13 protein-coding genes are annotated in these 15636 nt (G+C 65.9%); 8 read left to right on the plus strand and 5 right to left on the minus strand.

Going from position 1 to position 15636, the window contains the following annotated elements; genetic code table 11:
• The first annotated feature begins 28 nt into the window (after window positions 1–28).
• The 4 genes from dapF to lepB all read left to right on the plus strand — a co-directional run bounded on the left by dapF (window position 29) and on the right by lepB (window position 3485).
• Window positions 29–910 carry a diaminopimelate epimerase gene (gene dapF / locus OIN59_RS05435; protein WP_274107871.1) on the plus strand — a complete coding sequence of 294 codons (882 nt, stop codon included), beginning with the start codon at window positions 29–31 and terminating at the stop codon, window positions 908–910.
• The gene (locus OIN59_RS05440) at window positions 907–1596 is read left to right on the plus strand and encodes a DUF484 family protein (RefSeq protein WP_274107873.1); all 690 of its coding nucleotides are present in this window, start codon (window positions 907–909) and stop codon (window positions 1594–1596) included. Before dapF ends, OIN59_RS05440 begins: the two co-directional genes overlap by 4 nt.
• Before the next feature lie 44 nt (window positions 1597–1640).
• Complete coding sequence (locus tag OIN59_RS05445; protein WP_274107875.1) at window positions 1641–2618, plus strand: tyrosine recombinase XerC; 978 nt, start codon at window positions 1641–1643, stop codon at window positions 2616–2618.
• Between the two features lie 198 nt (window positions 2619–2816).
• Window positions 2817–3485 carry a signal peptidase I gene (gene lepB / locus OIN59_RS05450; RefSeq protein ID WP_274107877.1) on the plus strand — a complete coding sequence of 223 codons (669 nt, stop codon included), beginning with the start codon at window positions 2817–2819 and terminating at the stop codon, window positions 3483–3485.
• A gap of 47 nt (window positions 3486–3532) precedes the next feature.
• Here the strand turns inward: lepB and OIN59_RS05455 are convergent, their stop codons facing one another.
• Together OIN59_RS05455 and OIN59_RS05460 are read right to left on the minus strand one after the other, a co-directional pair.
• A complete protein-coding gene (locus tag OIN59_RS05455) occupies window positions 3533–5170 on the minus strand; it encodes a methyl-accepting chemotaxis protein (RefSeq protein WP_274107879.1) in 1638 nt (545 codons plus the stop codon).
• Between the two features lie 36 nt (window positions 5171–5206).
• Window positions 5207–5734 (minus strand): chemotaxis protein CheW, encoded by a 528-nt coding sequence (locus OIN59_RS05460; protein WP_274107881.1) that lies wholly within the window; start codon window positions 5732–5734, stop codon window positions 5207–5209.
• Window positions 5735–5980: 246 nt separating this feature from the next.
• Here OIN59_RS05460 and OIN59_RS05465 point away from each other — a divergent pair, with 246 nt between their 5' ends.
• Entirely contained in the window at window positions 5981–7216 is a 1236-nt protein-coding gene (locus tag OIN59_RS05465) for a class I SAM-dependent rRNA methyltransferase (protein ID WP_056059256.1), read from the plus strand.
• 42 nt (window positions 7217–7258) lie between these two features.
• On the opposite strand, the gene OIN59_RS05470 is transcribed toward OIN59_RS05465, so the two are convergent.
• From OIN59_RS05470 to OIN59_RS05480, 3 genes are all read right to left on the minus strand, one after another.
• A complete protein-coding gene (locus tag OIN59_RS05470; protein ID WP_274107885.1) occupies window positions 7259–9364 on the minus strand; it encodes an acetoacetate--CoA ligase in 2106 nt (701 codons plus the stop codon).
• Window positions 9365–9391: 27 nt separating this feature from the next.
• Window positions 9392–10375 carry a Bug family tripartite tricarboxylate transporter substrate binding protein gene (locus OIN59_RS05475; RefSeq protein WP_274107887.1) on the minus strand — a complete coding sequence of 328 codons (984 nt, stop codon included), beginning with the start codon at window positions 10373–10375 and terminating at the stop codon, window positions 9392–9394.
• Between the two features lie 169 nt (window positions 10376–10544).
• Window positions 10545–11468: a helix-turn-helix domain-containing protein gene (locus OIN59_RS05480; RefSeq protein ID WP_274107889.1), complete on the minus strand. Its 924-nt coding sequence runs from the start codon at window positions 11466–11468 to the stop codon at window positions 10545–10547.
• 224 nt (window positions 11469–11692) lie between these two features.
• Between OIN59_RS05480 and OIN59_RS05485 the strand changes: the two genes are divergently transcribed.
• From OIN59_RS05485 to OIN59_RS05495, 3 genes are all read left to right on the plus strand, one after another.
• Window positions 11693–12754 carry a CobW family GTP-binding protein gene (locus OIN59_RS05485; RefSeq protein ID WP_274107890.1) on the plus strand — a complete coding sequence of 354 codons (1062 nt, stop codon included), beginning with the start codon at window positions 11693–11695 and terminating at the stop codon, window positions 12752–12754.
• 177 nt (window positions 12755–12931) lie between these two features.
• On the plus strand, window positions 12932–13729 hold the full coding sequence (gene dksA / locus OIN59_RS05490; RefSeq protein WP_274107892.1) for an RNA polymerase-binding protein DksA: 798 nt from the start codon (window positions 12932–12934) through the stop codon (window positions 13727–13729).
• A gap of 47 nt (window positions 13730–13776) precedes the next feature.
• Window positions 13777–15516 carry an STAS domain-containing protein gene (locus tag OIN59_RS05495; protein ID WP_274107894.1) on the plus strand — a complete coding sequence of 580 codons (1740 nt, stop codon included), beginning with the start codon at window positions 13777–13779 and terminating at the stop codon, window positions 15514–15516.
• The last annotated feature ends 120 nt before the right edge of the window (window positions 15517–15636 follow it).

Here is a 15636-nt window from a genome sequence, read left to right on the forward strand (position 1 = left end):
TGGCAGCCCACCGACGATAATCCGGCGGATGCAGATTCGCTTTACCAAAATGCAGGGCGCGGGCAACGATTTCGTGGTGCTCGACGAAACCCAGGGCCGCCTGGGGTTGAGCACGGCCCAATACCGCTTTCTGGCCGACCGCCACTTTGGCGTGGGGGCCGACCAGATCCTCACCGTGCGTCCTTCACCAGCGGACGGTATCGACTTCGAATACGTGATCCACAACGCCGACGGCGGCGAGGTGGAGCAGTGTGGCAACGGCGCCCGTTGTTTCGCGCGGTTTGTGCACGACCGGGGCCTGTCGGGCAAAGACACTCTCCGCGTGCAGACCAAAAGTGGCGTGATCGCCCCCCGCCTCACGGCCGATGGCCGCGTCACGGTGGACATGGGTCGGCCCGAGTTCGACCCGGCCAAGGTGCCCTTTGATACCACCGGCCTCACGCCCGTGCCGCAGGGGTTGGGGCAAAAATGGCCGTTGGCGCTAGAAGAATATGCGCAGGGTGCTTCTGTTTTGATAGCGGTTGCCTCCATGGGCAACCCCCACGCCGTGCAGTTGGTGGACAACGTGGACACGGCGCCCGTCGCACAGACCGGCCCGCTCATCGAACACCACGTGCGCTTTCCCCAGCGTGTGAACGCTGGCTACCTGCAGATCGTGGACCGCAGCCATGTGCGCCTGCGTGTGTTCGAGCGTGGCGCAGGCGAAACACTGGCCTGCGGCACCGGCGCCTGTGCGGCAGTGGCCAGCGGCATCCGCCTGGGCCTGCTGGACCCCGAGGTGCATGTGGACACGCGCGGCGGGCGCCTCACCATTGCCTGGAGCGGTGCCGACACCGATTCCGTTTTCATGACCGGCCCCGCCACCACGGTGTTCGAAGGCCAGATCGACATTCCCGACACGCTCGTATGACTACCCACATCCCTCCGATCACCGAAGACGACATCGCCCAGTTCCTCACCAACACGCCCGGCTTCTTCGAGCGCCATGCCGAGGTGCTGGCCAGCGTACAGATCACCAGCCCCCACGGCGCGCGCGCGGTGAGCCTGCAGGAGCGCCAGGCCGAGATGCTGCGCGAGAAGATCAAGGGCCTGGAGCAGCGCATCATGGAGATGGTGCGCAACAGCACCGAAAACGCCGCCATTGCCCACAAGGTGCACCAGTGGACCGGCAGCCTGCTGCAGGTGCGCGACCCGTTCGACTTGCCCCAGGCCGTGGTCGATGGCGTGCGCACCCTGTTCGACGTGCCCCAGGCAGCGGTGCGCGTGTGGGAGGTGGCCGCGCCGTACATCGACGCCGACTTCACCCAGGGCGCCAGTGACGACGCCCGCGCGTTTGCCTCATCGCTCACCATGCCGTTCTGCGGCCCCAACCTGGGTTTTGAGCCTGCGGGCTGGCTGGCCAACGAAGCGGGTGAACCCGCCCAGTCGCTGGCCCTGCTGCCGCTGCGCGAAGGCGCCATCGACAGCGCCACGCCCGCGTTTGGCCTGCTGGTGCTGGGCTCGCAAGACCCGCAGCGTTTTGATGCCACGATGGGCACCGACTTTTTGTCGCGCATGGCAGAACTTGCCAGCGCCGCGCTGCTGCGGCTGAAGTAGCCCGCCAGCCTTCATCAACCTGGCAGCGTCTCAGCCACGGCCCCATGCCTGAAACGCCCGCCATACCCACCACGCTCGACCCGCATGTCCTGCGCTATCTGGAGCATGTGCGCGTCGAAAAGCGGCTGGCCGCGCGCACGCTCACGCTCTACACCCTGGACCTGGAAAAGCTGGCGCAGTTTGCGGTCGGCATGAATGTGCCGCTGCTGCAGTTGCAGACCGCTCACATTCGCCGCTTTGTCGCGCAGATGCACAGCGGCGGGCGCAGCGGGCGGGGCATTGCGCTCATCTTGTCGGGTTGGCGCGGGTTTTTCATCTGGGCGGGACGACAGGGGCTGATCCCGCACAACCCGGTGCAAGACGTGCGTGCCCCCAAGGCGCCCAAGCCCCTGCCCAAGGCGCTGGGCGTGGACGATGCCGTGCGCCTGGCCGAGTTCGACAACACCGGCGCCGACCCCTGGCTGGAGGCGCGCGATGCGGCCATGGTGGAGCTGCTGTACGGCTGCGGCCTGCGCGTGGGTGAACTCGCGGGGCTAGACGCCATCCCCAATGCCGACACCCAGCGCCTGGGCCGGGGCTGGGTCGACTTGCAAGCGGGCGAAGCCCATGTGTTCGGCAAGGGCAGCAAGCGCCGCAGCGTGCCGGTGGGCGCCGCCGCCACGGCGGCATTGCAGACCTGGCTGCAGCTGCGGGCCACGCCTTTTGGCGGCGAGGGCTCGGCGCGGCTCGATACCGCCCTGTTCGTGGGTCAGCGCGGTAAGCGGCTCACGGCCCAGTCGATCTGGCTGCGCCTGCGCCAGCGCAGCCAGCAAGCGGGGCTGACCACGCCGGTGCACCCGCACATGCTGCGCCACTCGTTTGCCAGCCACCTGCTGCAAAGCAGCGGCGACCTGCGTGCGGTGCAGGAGCTGCTGGGCCACGCCAACATCACGACCACGCAGGTCTATACACGGCTCGACTTTCAGCACCTGGCCAAGGTGTATGACGCGGCCCACCCGCGCGCGAGGAAGAAGCCCCCCTGAGCCGCTGCGCGGCTTCCCCCAAGGGGGAGATACCCGGTGGTCTGGCAGAGCCAGTTCCACGGGTGCACTGGTCTGGCGCCGCGCGCGGGGCTACGGCTGTGTCTGCCCCCCCCGTCCGCCAGCCTGGCGGAACCAAGTGACAAACAGGCGCCTCCGAGCAACGTGGCGCCCGCTGTGGAGCGCCTTGGAGCTGTTGTCATGCTGCTGAACTGGATCAAGTCGAACCGTGGGTTCATCGTGCTGTTGCTGTGCTTCGGCGTCTTTCGCACCGCCGTGGCCGACTGGAACCCCATCCCCTCGGGCTCGATGCGGCCCACATTGCTGGAGGGGGATGTGGTGCTGGTCAACCGCCTGGCCTACGACGTCAAGCTGCCGCTCACGGACATGATCCTGGCGCACATCGATGACCCGCAGCGCGGCGATGTGGTCACCTTCTCGTCGCCGCTGGACGGCACCCGCCTGATCAAGCGCATTGCGGCCTTGCCCGGAGACACGGTGGAGATGCGCAACGAGGTGCTCTATATCAACGGCCAAGCTGCCGAATATGAGACGCCCGACTCTGTGCAGGAGTTGGTGCAGCCGGGCCACACGCTCACCGCTACGCGCTGGACGGAGCGCCTGTTGGGGCATGAGCGCCGCGTGCAGTGGCTGCAAGGCGTGAGTGCCCGCAGCAGCTTTGACCCGGTGCAAGTGCCCGAGGGCGAATACCTGGTGCTGGGTGACAACCGTGACAACAGTGCCGACTCGCGCTACATCGGCCTGGTGCCGCGCCATCTGCTCATCGGGCAGGCGCACCGCGTGCTGCTGTCTGCCGATGTGCTGGGCCACTGGGCGCCGCGCCTGGAGCGTTTTGGCAAGGCGCTGTAGCCTTGGCACACCAGGGGCAGGACAGGGTCCTGGAACAGGCCTGAACCTCAGGCGGCTGCCAAGGGCGGATGGTCGTGGCCCAGCAAGGGGCGGCGCGCAGGCTGATGCTGTAGTGCAGCGCGCTGCTCATAGACCTGCGGCAGCTTGAAGGTGGACACCGTGTGGACCAGCTCGCCCGCCTGCTGGTTCAGGCTGGCAGCGGCAGCGGCCATTTCTTCTACCAGGGCCGCGTTTTGCTGCGTGGCCTGGTCCATCTGGGTGATGGCCTCATTGATCTGGTCCACGCCCTGGCTTTGTTCGGTGCTGGCTGCAGTGATCTCGCCCACGATGCCGGTAACGCGGCGAATGGAGTCCACTACGTCGGTCATGGTCTGGCCGGCGCGGTCCACCAGGGCAGTGCCCGCTCCCACGCGCTCCACGCTGGCGCTAATCAGGCCCTTGATCTCGCGCGAGGCGTCGGCCGAGCGGCTGGCCAGCGCGCGCACCTCGGTGGCCACCACGGCAAAGCCACGGCCCTGGTCGCCTGCGCGGGCCGCCTCTACCGCCGCGTTCAGCGCCAGGATGTTGGTCTGGAAGGCGATGGAGTCGATCACGCCAATGATCTCGGAGATCTTGCTGCTGCTGTCGTTGATGTCTTTCATGGTGCGCACCACGTCCGCCACCACCTCACCGCCCTGCATCGCAATGGTTGTGGCGGTTTGCGCCAGTTGGTTGGCCTGGCGGGAGTTGTCGGCGTTCTGGCGCACGGTGGCGTTGAGCTGCTCCATCGAGGCGGCGGTTTCTTCCAGTGCGCTGGCTTGTTCTTCGGTGCGCGACGACAGGTCGTTGTTGCCCTGGGCGATTTGCTCCGAAGCGCTGGCCACGTTGATGGAGCTTTGGTGCACGGTGGCCACCATGGTGGCAAGGCTGTCCTGCATGCGCTTGAGCTGCGCCATCAGACTGGTGGTGTCGCCAGGTTGGAGGTCAATCGCCACGGTCAGGTCGCCGTGTGCCACGCTGCGCGCGAGGGCAGCGGCGGTGCCAGGCTCGGTGCCCAGCTGGCCCACAATGCTGCGCGTCACCAGGTAGCCAAGGCCCAGGGCAAACAGCACGCCACTTGCGATGGCCAGGACCACAAACAGCCGCGTGTTGGCATAAGACTCGACCGCCTGGTCGTACTCCTTGCGCGCGGTGTCTAACTGCACTTGTACCAGCGCGCCCAGCACTTCCTGCAGCGGGTCGAGTGCGGGGTACATCTCCTGGGCGGCATAGGCGGTCAGGCCCGGCAGGTCCTTGTTGCCGATCAGGCTCTCCAGAGTGTGCACGGCGCCATCGGCCTTGGGCTGCAGCGCTTTGAATTGGGCGACCAAGCGCGTCTCGTCGGCCACCAGCTCGGTCGCCAGATATGCGGTCCAGTTGTCGCTGATGTCCTTCTTGGCCTTGGCGATGGATTCCAGCCCTTGCTGCGGTGTCAGCGCGCCGTCGCGCACCTTGTGCGCGGTATCTACCACGTTGACGGCGTACGCGTCTGACACCAGCTTGATTTGCTTGAGGGGTACCACGCGGTCTTGGTACACGGTGTTGAGCCCCGCGTCGGCGTGCTGCATGCCGGTAAGGCCTGCGATGCCGATCACAACGGTCAACACGCACAGTGCTGCCAGCAGCAGAGACAGGCGGGTAGAAATCTTCAGGTCGTTGAATTTCATGGTGTGTCCAGTTCTTTGGGGTATGGGGTTGGACTCTCAGTGACTGGTGGCAGGGACCTCGTCCGCCGCAGATTTGGCAAGGAATTTCTCGATGTCGAGCAGGATCAGCATGCGCGGGCCGACCGAGCCGATGGCCAGCAGGTGCTCGGGCCTGACGTTGCCGCGCAGTGCGGGTACAGGGCGCAGTTGCTCGCGCTCCAGTGTGAGCACATCGGACACTCCGTCCACCACCACGCCCACCGTGCGATGACCGATGTGCAGCACGATCACCACCTTGAGGTGGTCGTACTGCACGGCGGTTTGCCCCAGTTTCAGGCGCAGGTCGAGGATGGGCACGATCACTCCGCGCAGGTTCATCACGCCCAGCAGCTCACCCGTCGCGTTGGCAATGGTGGTGGGCTTTTCGTACGACCGGATCTCTTGCACGCGCAGGATGTCCACTCCGTATTCCTCGTTGCCGATCTGAAAGGTCAGAAATTCGCGTAGGTCGGTCATCACGGCCTGGGCTGTGCCTGGCGCGGGGGCCAGGCGGGTGATGCTGTGGAGCGTGGTGGGGGTGGACATGGCGCTTGTGATAAAAATGATAATTTCAGCAATTGTATTGAGGTTGAATCATATTTGTCAAATATGATATTTTTGATGATGCGACAGGCCACGTGCCGCAGACAGGAGAAACGTGCGCCGGTACTCGGTGTGGACGAGAGAAGGTCGAGCGGGACAGGGGCCGTGCCGGGCGGGCCGGTACTTCTTGCCCGCGTTTTTCCATTGCACGGGGCTCGGCAGCGCCTGCGAGCCCGCACAATCCGGGTCATGAAAACCCTTCGACTTCGCGCAGGCAAAGAGCGCTCGCTGTTGCGCCGCCACCCCTGGATCTTTGAATCGGCCATTGCCAAGGGCGGTGGCGACAGCGGCGAGACCGTGCGTGTGGAGTCCCACGAAGGCCAGTTCCTGGCCTGGGCCGCCTACAGCCCCAGCTCGCGCATCCGCGCGCGGGTGTGGAGCTTTGATGAGGCGCAACGTATTGATGCTCCTTTTTTTATAGCTGCTTGCGCACGTTCCATCATCGCTAGAGCCCGTTTTGACGTGCAAAGCGATGGCGTGCGCCTGGTGCACGGCGAGTCCGACGGCCTGCCTGGGCTCATCGTGGACCGCTATGGCGATACGCTGGTGGCTCAGTTCACCAGCGCAGGTACCGAGCGCTGGAAGGGCGTGATTGCCGATGCGCTGCTGCGCGAGACGGGGCTGACCAAGCTCTACGAGCGCTCGGACGCCAGCGTGCGGTCGCTGGAGGGCCTGGAGCCCGCCACCGGCTGGCTGCGCGGCGGGCCCACGGGCGCGGCAGGTGATGGGGAGGGGCCGCCGCTCGAACTCACGATCCGTGAACACCAGTGGCGTCTGACGCTCAACATCGCCGAAGGCCACAAGACCGGCTTCTACCTGGACCAGCGCGACAGCCGCCAGCGGTTTGCCGACTACACCCAGCGCCTGGGCTTCAAGCATGTGCTCAACTGCTTTTGCTACACCGGCGGTTTCAGCGTGGCGGCGCTGGCGGGCATGCGTGCGGCAGGCACCGTGGCCGACGGGCACGTGACCTCCATCGATTCTTCAGGCCCGGCCCTGGAGCGCGCCCGCGCCCACGTGGCGCTCAACGGCTTCGATCCGAACCGGGCCACCTTCCTCGATGCCGACGTGAATGCCTCGCTGCGCCAGTTCCTCAAGGAAGGCCAGCGCTTTGACGCCATCATCCTGGACCCGCCCAAGTTCGCCCCCACGGCGGCCCACGCCGAGCGGGCCGCACGCGCCTACAAGGACATCAACCGGCTGGCGCTGCAGTTGCTGTCGCCCGGCGGGGTGCTGTTCACCTTCTCGTGCTCAGGCGGCATCAGCGCCGACCTGTTCCACAAGATCGTGGCGTCGGCGGGCGCGGATGCGGGCGTGGATGGCTACATCCTGGAGCGCCTGGGCGGCGCGCCCGACCACCCCATGACGCTGGAGTTCCCAGAGGGCGAGTACCTCAAGGGACTCGTGGTGATGCGGAAATCTTGATGTTTTCGCCTCTGGCGCTTATCTGTCAAGAACTGGTAGCTATCAAATTGATAGTTTTTCGGGTGCGATGCGCGCAAGGTAGTCTGCCGCGAACTGCACATACCAGTCGATGCTCTCGGGCTGCGCCAGCGCGTCACGCTTGAGCACCTGCTCGGCCGGGTGACCCAGAAGCAGCTTTTTGATGGGCAGCTCCAGCTTCTTGCCTGTCACGGTCTTGGGGATTACTGGCACCTGCAGGATTTCGTCGGGCACGTGGCGCACCGACAGCGCGGTGCGCAGCGCCTGGCCAATGCGTCGGCGCAGCGGCTCGTCGAGTGTGGTACCTGCGCGCAACTGCACGAATAGCGCTAGGTAGGACGGGCGGCCCAGGTATTCCAGATCCACCACCAGGCTGTCGAGCACGTCGTCCAGCCCCTCGACCACGCGGTACAGCTCGGCCGTGCCCATGCGCACGCCCTGGCGGTTGATGGTGGCATCCGAGCGGCCGTAGATGATGCCGCCCACAGCCTCGGGCCGGGCCACCAATCGCAGCCAGTCGCCCTGGCGCCACACGGGGCGCTGCTCGGCATCGTGAAAGGTGTCGAAGTAGCTCTCTTTGTAGCGTGTGCCGTCGGTGTCGCCCCAGAAGTACAGCGGCATCGACGGAATGGGCCGGGTACAGACCAGCTCTCCCACCTCGTCCATCACCGGCTGGCTCGCGTCGTTCCAGGCCTGCACACTGGCGCCCAGCGCACGGCATTGCATCTCGCCCAGGTGCACGGGCAGCGTGGGCAGGCCCACCAGGAAACCCCCTGCGATATCGGTGCCGCCGGAGACTACGTTGAGCCAGAAGTCGTCCTTGACATCGTAGTAGAGCCAGCGGTAGGCCTCGGGCGACAACGGTGATCCGGTGGAGCACACGGTGTGCAGGGCCGACAGGTCGGCCACCTGCCGGGGCACCACACCGGCCTTCAGGCAGGCGTGGTGGATGGCGGCTCCCACGCCGAAGGTGGTCACGCGCAGACGGCCTACCAGGCGCCACAGATAGGCCCAGTCGGGGGCGGCCCCCCCGCCGCCCGCACCGGTGACGGAGCCGTCGTATAGCACGATGGTGGCCCCACCCAGCAAGCCCATGACGTGCGCGTTCCAGACCATCCACGAGGTGTTGACCGCCCACAGCACCCGGTCGCCGGGGTGCAGGTCGTTGTGCAGCACCATGGCCACCAGGCTGTTGGCCAGCACGCCACCGTGGCCGTGCACGATGGCCTTGGGCAGGCCCGTGGTGCCGGATGAATACAGCGTCCACAGCGGGTGGTCGGGTGCGAGTGCGAGCGGCTCAAGCGGTGCGTTGCCCGCCACGGCATCGGCCCAGTGCACCACGGTGCGCGCCTGCGCCTGCGCGGGGGGCGCAGGCGCCGGGTCGAGGCAGGGTACCCAGACCACGTGGCTCACCGTGGGCAATTGGTCCAGGATGTCGCCCAGCGCAGCGCGGCGGTCAAACGGTTTGCCCGCGTAACGGTAGCCATCCACCGCGACCAGCACCTTGGGCTCGATCTGGCGGTAGCGATCGCTCACGCTCACGGGGCCCATGTCGGGCGCACACAGTGCCCACACCGCACCGATGCTGGCGGCCGCGAGGAAGGCCACCACCGCTTGCGGGATGTTGGGCAGGTAGCCCACCACGCGGTCGCCCGGCTGCACGCCCAATGTGCGCAGCGTGTGCGCCAGCGCGCCCACCTGGCGGCGCAGTTCGGGCCACGAGATTTCTCCGGCGCCACCGGACTCGTCCTCGAACACGATGGCCGGTGTATGGGGCTGCGTGCCTCCGGGCGTATGGCGCAAAAGGGTGTCCACCAGGTTCAGCCGCGCGCCTTCGAACCATTGGGTGGCGGGCATGGGGTCGTCCGAGCGCATGCGGCGCGGGGCTTGCGCCATGGGCACGTCGAAGAAGGCCAGCAGTGCGCTCCAGAACGCTTCGGGTTCGTCCACCGACCACTGCCACAGGGCTTCATAGCCGCCAAAGCGCAAGCCACGCTCGCGCGCAAGCCAGCCCTCGAAGGCGATGACGAGGGCGCGCTCGCGGCGCGCGGCGCTGGGCTGCCAGAGCAGGGTGCCCGGCAGGTTGGTAGCGTTTGGGGTGTTTGGTGCTGAGGCGGTCTTGGCTGTCATGGGGCTTTTGTGTGATTCAGGGGGCGCTCAGGTGTCTGCCGTGAAGCCGATGTTTTTTACGTGCGCCCGCCACTGCTCGGCCTCGGCGCGCAGCCGCGTGACCAGCTCTTGCGACGTGGACGAGCGCGCTGTCATGCCGAATTCCGCCAGGCCGCGCGCGAAGTCCGGCTGGGCCACGGCAGCGCGCACGGCCTCGGCAACGCGCTGCACGGTGGCAGCAGGCGTGCGCGCGGGCACAAACACACCGAACCATTCGGTCATGTCCAGCGCAAAGCCCTGTTCGCGGTAGGTGGGCAGGTCGGGCGCGAAGGTGCTGCGTTCGGTGCCCGAGACTGCCAGCAAGCGCAGGCGGCCGGATTTGAGGTGCGGCAGGTAGCTGCCCAGCACTGTCGAATAGGCCGGCAACTGGCCGCCCATCAGGTCCTGCAGCCCCGGCGCATCGCCCCGGTAGGCGACGTGGGTGAAGTCGATGCCCGCCATCTTGCCCAGCACGCTGCCCACCAGATGCGGCGTGGAGCCCGACGCCGGCGAGCCGAAGCTGGCCTTGCCGGGATTGGCCTTGGCCCAGGCGACAAAGTCCTGCAGCGTGCGCACGCTGTCGGGCACGGCCGGCCCCACTGCCAGCGCAAACGGGAAGGTGCAGGCCATGGACACGGGCGCCACGTCCTCCAGCGCATAGGGCAGCTTGCGGTAGGTGTAGGGGTAGACGGTGAACGGGGAGGGCGGCGACAGCAGCAGCGTGGTGCCGTCGGGCGCGGCGTCCTTGAGCGCGCTCACGGCAATCTGGGTGCCCGCGCCGGGCTTGTTGTCCACGAGCACGTTGGCGGCATAGGTGCCGCGCAGCTTCTCGGCCAGGCGCCGGGCCACGTTGTCGGTGCTGCCCCCGGGCGGAAAGCCCACCAGCAGGCGGGCCAGGTCGGACTGTTGCTGTGCCTGTGCGGCAGAGAAGGTGCCGGTGCCCAGTGCGGCCAAGCTGGTGAGTTGGACAGCGAACTGTCGGCGGGTAGTCATGGTTTGTCTCCTGGTTTTTGGTGTGCCACGGCGGTAGTGCGTTGCGACTGTGCCGCAAGGGCGCAGGGGCTGCTTTCCAATTACTGCGGTGGGTATCGCAAAGCTGCGGACCTAGGGGAAAACCTGGGCATCGCGCGCGGTGGGGTGAGACCCCCGGCGACTGGGCACGCTACGAGCGGCGGTAGTCCGAAGGCGTTACACCCCAGTGGCGGCGAAAGGCGTGGCTGAAGTGGGCCGCCGAGGGGTGGCCGGTGAGCAAGGCGATCTCCAGCAGCGGCTTGCGCGAATCGCGCACCAGCCGTGCGGCCAGCTCCATGCGCTGAAAGTGCACCCAGGCGTGGGGTGTGGCGCCAAACGACATCTTGAAGGCGCGCGCAAAGTGAAACGGGCTGAGCCCCGCGATGTCCGCCAGGCGCGCCACTGGCCAGGGTTCGTGCAGGCCGGCCATCACGGCCTCGGTCAGCTGGCGCATCTGCCGCGAGGTGAGTGTGGCGCCAGTGCGCGGGCGCTCGCCGGGCAGTGCGTAGTTTTCCACGAGGTGGATGGCAATGCCCATCGCGATGTGTTCGCCAAACGCGGGTTGCAGTGAGGCGTTGTTGTCCAGCGACGCCAGAAGCAGGTCGGCAAAGGCCGCGAGCACCGGGTCCTTGCGGCCAAAACACTGGCCCAGCGCCACATCGCCGCCTGCGGCACGCTGCAGCCAGGCGGGGGCCAGGTCGATGTGGATGTTGTCGCGAACAGCCGAGCTGCGCCAGAAGCTCGGGGTGTCTCCGGGCAGGATCACGGACTCGCCGCGCTGCCAGAGCCTTTCCCCCACCAGGTCTCCATGGCGTTGCAGCAGCTGCGTGGGGTTGCCCCGGCGCACCAGGATGACGCAGTTGCTGTGGGCGGGTACGTACAGGTCGCCCACGGGGCCCACCTGGTGCCACACCGCGAGGCCCTGCCAGGGGCGCCCGGCGCTGGAGCGGTGGACGTGGTCCGGCAGCGCCTGCCAGGGGTGGTCCAAGCGCTTGTCGGCCAGCGCCCGCCAGTGCGCCGTGTCGAAACCTTCGATGGCAAGCGGAGTGTGGCGGGCGGTTAGTGGTGGCGTCATGGTGAAGATGGCAATGGATTGCCACCAGCGGCCTATCGTAGAGGGTTCCCGGTCCTGGCTACCTGTGTTTCCCGCCGGGCTGGACGGTGGTCGGACCGCGCTCAGGTGTGGCCAAGTGCTAGCAGGGGCTTGACAGCCTCGGTACACTGAAAAAGATGCCCCTGGGTGGGGCACTGCGCCGCGCAGCGCAGCGCAAGTATTTGATTCCCTTGAAAGACAGATTTATGGCACTGATCCCCGTCACCATCCTCACCGGCTTCCTGGGCTCGGGCAAAACGACGTTGCTCAAGCGCCTCTTGAGCGAAGCCCATGGCCAGAAGATTGCCGTGATCGAGAACGAATTCGGCGAAGAAAACATCGACAACGACATCCTCGTGACCGAGTCCAAGGAGCAGATCGTGCAGATGAGCAATGGCTGCATCTGCTGCACCATCCGCGAAGACTTGCGCGAGACGCTGCAATTGCTGGCGGCCAAGAAGCGCAAGGGCCTGCTGGACTTTGAGCGCATCGTGATCGAGACCACCGGCGTGGCCGACCCGGGCCCCGTGGCGCAGACCTTCTTCATGGACGAAGAGATCGCCGAGACCTACCTCATCGACTCGATCATCACGCTGGTGGATGCCAAGCACGCGCCGCAGCAGCTCAATGATCGCCAGGAAGCACGTCGCCAGGTGGGGTTTGCCGACCAGATCTTCCTGTCCAAGACCGATCTGGTGTCCAAGGAGGAGACCGAGGCGCTGATCCATCGCTTGAAGCACATGAACCCGCGCGCGCCCATCAAGGCCGTGCATTTTGGCGAAGTGCCGCTCAAGGAGGTGCTGGACCTGCGCGGCTTCAACCTCAATGCCAAGCTGGATATCGACCCGGACTTCCTCAAGGAAGAAGGGGATGGGCATGACCACCACGACCATGACCACGAACATGGCGAGCACTGCAGCCACCCCTCGCACCAGCATGAGCACGGCCATGGTCATCACCATCACCACGATGACGATGTGAAGAGTTTTGTGTACCGATCGGACCGCCCGTTCGACCCGGCCAAGCTCGAAGACTTCCTCGGCGCCATCGTGAATATTTACGGCCCGCGCATGCTGCGCTACAAAGGGGTACTGAATATGAAGGGCACGGAGCGCAAGGTCATATTCCAGGGCGTGCACCAGCTCATGGGCAGCGACCTGGGCCCCCAGTGGGCCGAGGGCGAGCCGCGTACCAGCAAGATGGTCTTTATTGGCATTGATCTGCCCAAGGACATCTTCCTGCAAGGGCTGGAGCAAAGCCTGGTCTGACCTGCTTGCCAGTGCCGAGCGGGTGATTTCGCCCGATTTGTGTTGTATCTGCAACGTTTCCGTTTGCGTCCGCCCAGGTCGATACAATCGCGCCCCGGCGAAACCCCGGAAGGCTTGCCACACGCCCTTGGCTGCGAATGCAGCTGGGGCCCGCCCGTACTGCGAGGAGACCAGGAAGTGAAAGCCGACACCAGCAAATCCAAGGGGGCCACCAAGGCGACCCCCGCCGCGGCGAAAAGCGCCGCAGCCCCAGCGGCACCCAAAGTTGCTGCGAAGGCCACTGCCAAGGCTGCTGCGGCGCCCAAGGTGACCGCGCCCCCCGCCGTGGCGGCACCCGCTCCCGCGCCTGCATTGCAAGCGGGCTCGCAGGTACCCGTGCGCACAACCCGGCCTTCTTCCCGATTGGCCCAATTGACCGTACCATCCATGGCACAGACGGTGGCTTCAACAGCTGCCAAAGCCAGTTATCAACACACCATGCCCACGACCGCGCAAGCGCAGCCCACTTACATGGCTGCAAAAAAAGACCCCAAGCTGGCGAACAACTGGAAAACCAAGTCCGTCGCCGAGCTGACTGACGCCGAAGTCATGGCCATGCCCGACAGCGAGTACATGAACGAAAAGCAGATGGCGTTTTTCCGCCTCAAGCTCGTTCAGCTCAAGCAGGACATCCACAACAGTGCCGGCGAAACCACCGAACACCTGCGTGAAGATACCGTGGTGGTGCCCGACCCGGCCGACCGTGCCACCATCGAAGAAGAACACGCGCTGGAACTGCGAACGCGCGACCGCGAGCGCAAGTTGCTCAAGAAGATCGAGCAGTCCATCGCCCGCATCGACGCAGGCGACTACGGCTACTGCGACGAAACCGGTGAGCCCATTGGCGTTGGCCGTCTGATCGCACGCCCCACCGCCACGCTGTCCCTCGAAGCGCAGCAACGCCGCGAACTCAAGCAGAAGATGTTTGGGGATTGAGCAGGCTGCGGCCTGTCGATCAACGCGCGCACTCTGCACCCTGAGCCATGAGCAAGGAAGAATCCACCCCCGGCGGCCTGCTATCGAAGGTGGTGCGGTTCGTGAAGAACCCGACGGTGAACTGGACCGAACTCGATTCGATCCAGGATGACCGGGAGAGTCAGTACAGCAAGCAGATGCTCAAGGAGATGATCGAGCGCAAGCGCCGCAACGACTTTGTGCGGCGCCGCGAGTTCGATCAGCTGCGCAAGCTGCGCCAGCGTGAGGTCTTGCACGGGCAGCGGGTGGAGGACGCCGCTGGGCGTCCCTCGTTCTTCCAGAGCAGCATGGCATCGCCCGACGAGCGGGCCGTCACGCTCAAGAAGATCGACGAGATCGAAGCGCAGATGTCCCAGCAGTGGTGGAAGAGCAAGCAGGGCGCCGATGCCCCCACCCAACCGGGGGTGATGCCTGAGTCCAGTACGGAGGCGTCTGCGGAAGCGCATGCCCGTGCCTATGCACCCACGATGCCCGGGAGCCTGCCTGTCCCGTTGGACACCAAGCCCGCCGTCCAGCCCCTGTTTGCCGATGACAGCATGGCCATTGGTCGCTTTGGTGGCGCAGACGCCACCATGCTGCCAGGCGATACCCTACCCGTCGAAGCATCCTTCAGCCCTGCGGCTCCTACGGCTACGCCCGCGCCCGCATTCGAACCGGAGGAATTCGTGCACGAACCCGATCTTGAAGAAGCCGCCATCCGGTTTGCCAACGGTGACCACGCAGGCGCCGAGTCTGGTCTGCTGGAAGTGCTGGCCCAGCATCAGCAGGACGATCCGGCGCAGCAGCTGGAAATCTGGATGACGCTGTTCGACCTGTACCGGGCCACCGGGCAGCACGACCGTTTCGATACGCTGGCCATCGACTTTGCGGCGCAGTATGGCCGCTCGGGGCCGCTGTGGTTCTCCATTCCGGCGCAGTTGGGCCTGGTTGTGGAGGCTGCTCCTGCGTCCGAGCCAGCCGTAGCCATGCGCCGCGATTTCAGCTGGAACGCTCCGCCCACCGTGGCCGTGTCCTCGGTGGCGGCCCTGCAGGCCTCGCTGGCCCGCGCTGCATCGCCCTGGACGCTGTCCTGGTCACGCCTCACTTCCATTGAAGAGGCTGCAGTGCCCCTGTTGGCCGACCAGTTCAGCCTGTGGGCCGACCGCGATGGCCAGATCGTGTTTTCGGGGGTTGAAAAGTTTCATGCCCTGCTCGACGCCAAGACCCAGTCGGGCGACCGGTCCAACAGCCCCGAATGGTGGCGCCTGCGCATGGCAGCCATGCGCCTCATGGGCAAGCCCGACGAGTTTGAGCTGGTGGCGCTGGATTACTGCGTGACCTACGAGGTATCGCCGCCCTCCTGGGTGTCGCCGCGCTGCGGATATTCGGACAACGAGGGCGTCTCTTCCGGCTCGGCGCCTTTGGCGGCCGACGGCGATTTCATGGGGGCCGATCTTGGTGAATCATCGACCCCGGCCCCCTTGGATGCCGGGCCGATCGCACAGCTCAGCGGCCATATCGACGGCGATGCCACGCCCTTGTTGCAGCCGTTTGAGGCGCACTTCAAGCCCGGCGTGCCACTGACCATCGCCTGCGACAAGCTGATCCGGGTGGACTTTGCCGCCGCAGGCTCCGTGCTCAACTGGGCGGCTGAGCAACAAGGTCACGGCCACGTGATCCAGTTCCACAACCTGCAGCGGTTGGTGGCGATCTTCTTCAACGTGATCGGCATCAACGAGCACGCCTGGGTGGTGCCCCGGAAGAACTAGCGGGTACCCCCGTCATAGGCCGCTCCGCGGCGGCCTATGACTCTCTCTTTGCTTTCCTGCAAGGCGGTCTCTTTGTTTTGCAGAGCGACCGGGGACCAGGTGCTGTCCTTCCTGGGGGTT

The organism is Acidovorax benzenivorans, assembly GCF_028680575.1.
Classification (GTDB): domain Bacteria; phylum Pseudomonadota; class Gammaproteobacteria; order Burkholderiales; family Burkholderiaceae_C; genus Acidovorax; species Acidovorax benzenivorans.

Excerpts from the sequence above, each read along its gene's own strand:
- OIN59_RS05465 (WP_056059256.1), top strand. The coding sequence starts at position 5,981 with ATGAAAACCCTTCGACTTCGCGCAGGCAAAGAGCGCTCGCTGTTGCGC.
- OIN59_RS05455 (WP_274107879.1), bottom strand. The coding sequence starts at position 5,170 with ATGAAATTCAACGACCTGAAGATTTCTACCCGCCTGTCTCTGCTGCTG.
- OIN59_RS05485 (WP_274107890.1), top strand. The coding sequence starts at position 11,693 with ATGGCACTGATCCCCGTCACCATCCTCACCGGCTTCCTGGGCTCGGGC.
- OIN59_RS05495 (WP_274107894.1), top strand. The coding sequence starts at position 13,777 with ATGAGCAAGGAAGAATCCACCCCCGGCGGCCTGCTATCGAAGGTGGTG.
- OIN59_RS05475 (WP_274107887.1), bottom strand. The coding sequence starts at position 10,375 with ATGACTACCCGCCGACAGTTCGCTGTCCAACTCACCAGCTTGGCCGCA.
- OIN59_RS05470 (WP_274107885.1), bottom strand. The coding sequence starts at position 9,364 with ATGACAGCCAAGACCGCCTCAGCACCAAACACCCCAAACGCTACCAAC.
- dapF (WP_274107871.1), top strand. The coding sequence starts at position 29 with ATGCAGATTCGCTTTACCAAAATGCAGGGCGCGGGCAACGATTTCGTG.
- lepB (WP_274107877.1), top strand. The coding sequence starts at position 2,817 with ATGCTGCTGAACTGGATCAAGTCGAACCGTGGGTTCATCGTGCTGTTG.
- OIN59_RS05460 (WP_274107881.1), bottom strand. The coding sequence starts at position 5,734 with ATGTCCACCCCCACCACGCTCCACAGCATCACCCGCCTGGCCCCCGCG.
- OIN59_RS05480 (WP_274107889.1), bottom strand. The coding sequence starts at position 11,468 with ATGACGCCACCACTAACCGCCCGCCACACTCCGCTTGCCATCGAAGGT.
- OIN59_RS05445 (WP_274107875.1), top strand. The coding sequence starts at position 1,641 with ATGCCTGAAACGCCCGCCATACCCACCACGCTCGACCCGCATGTCCTG.
- OIN59_RS05440 (WP_274107873.1), top strand. The coding sequence starts at position 907 with ATGACTACCCACATCCCTCCGATCACCGAAGACGACATCGCCCAGTTC.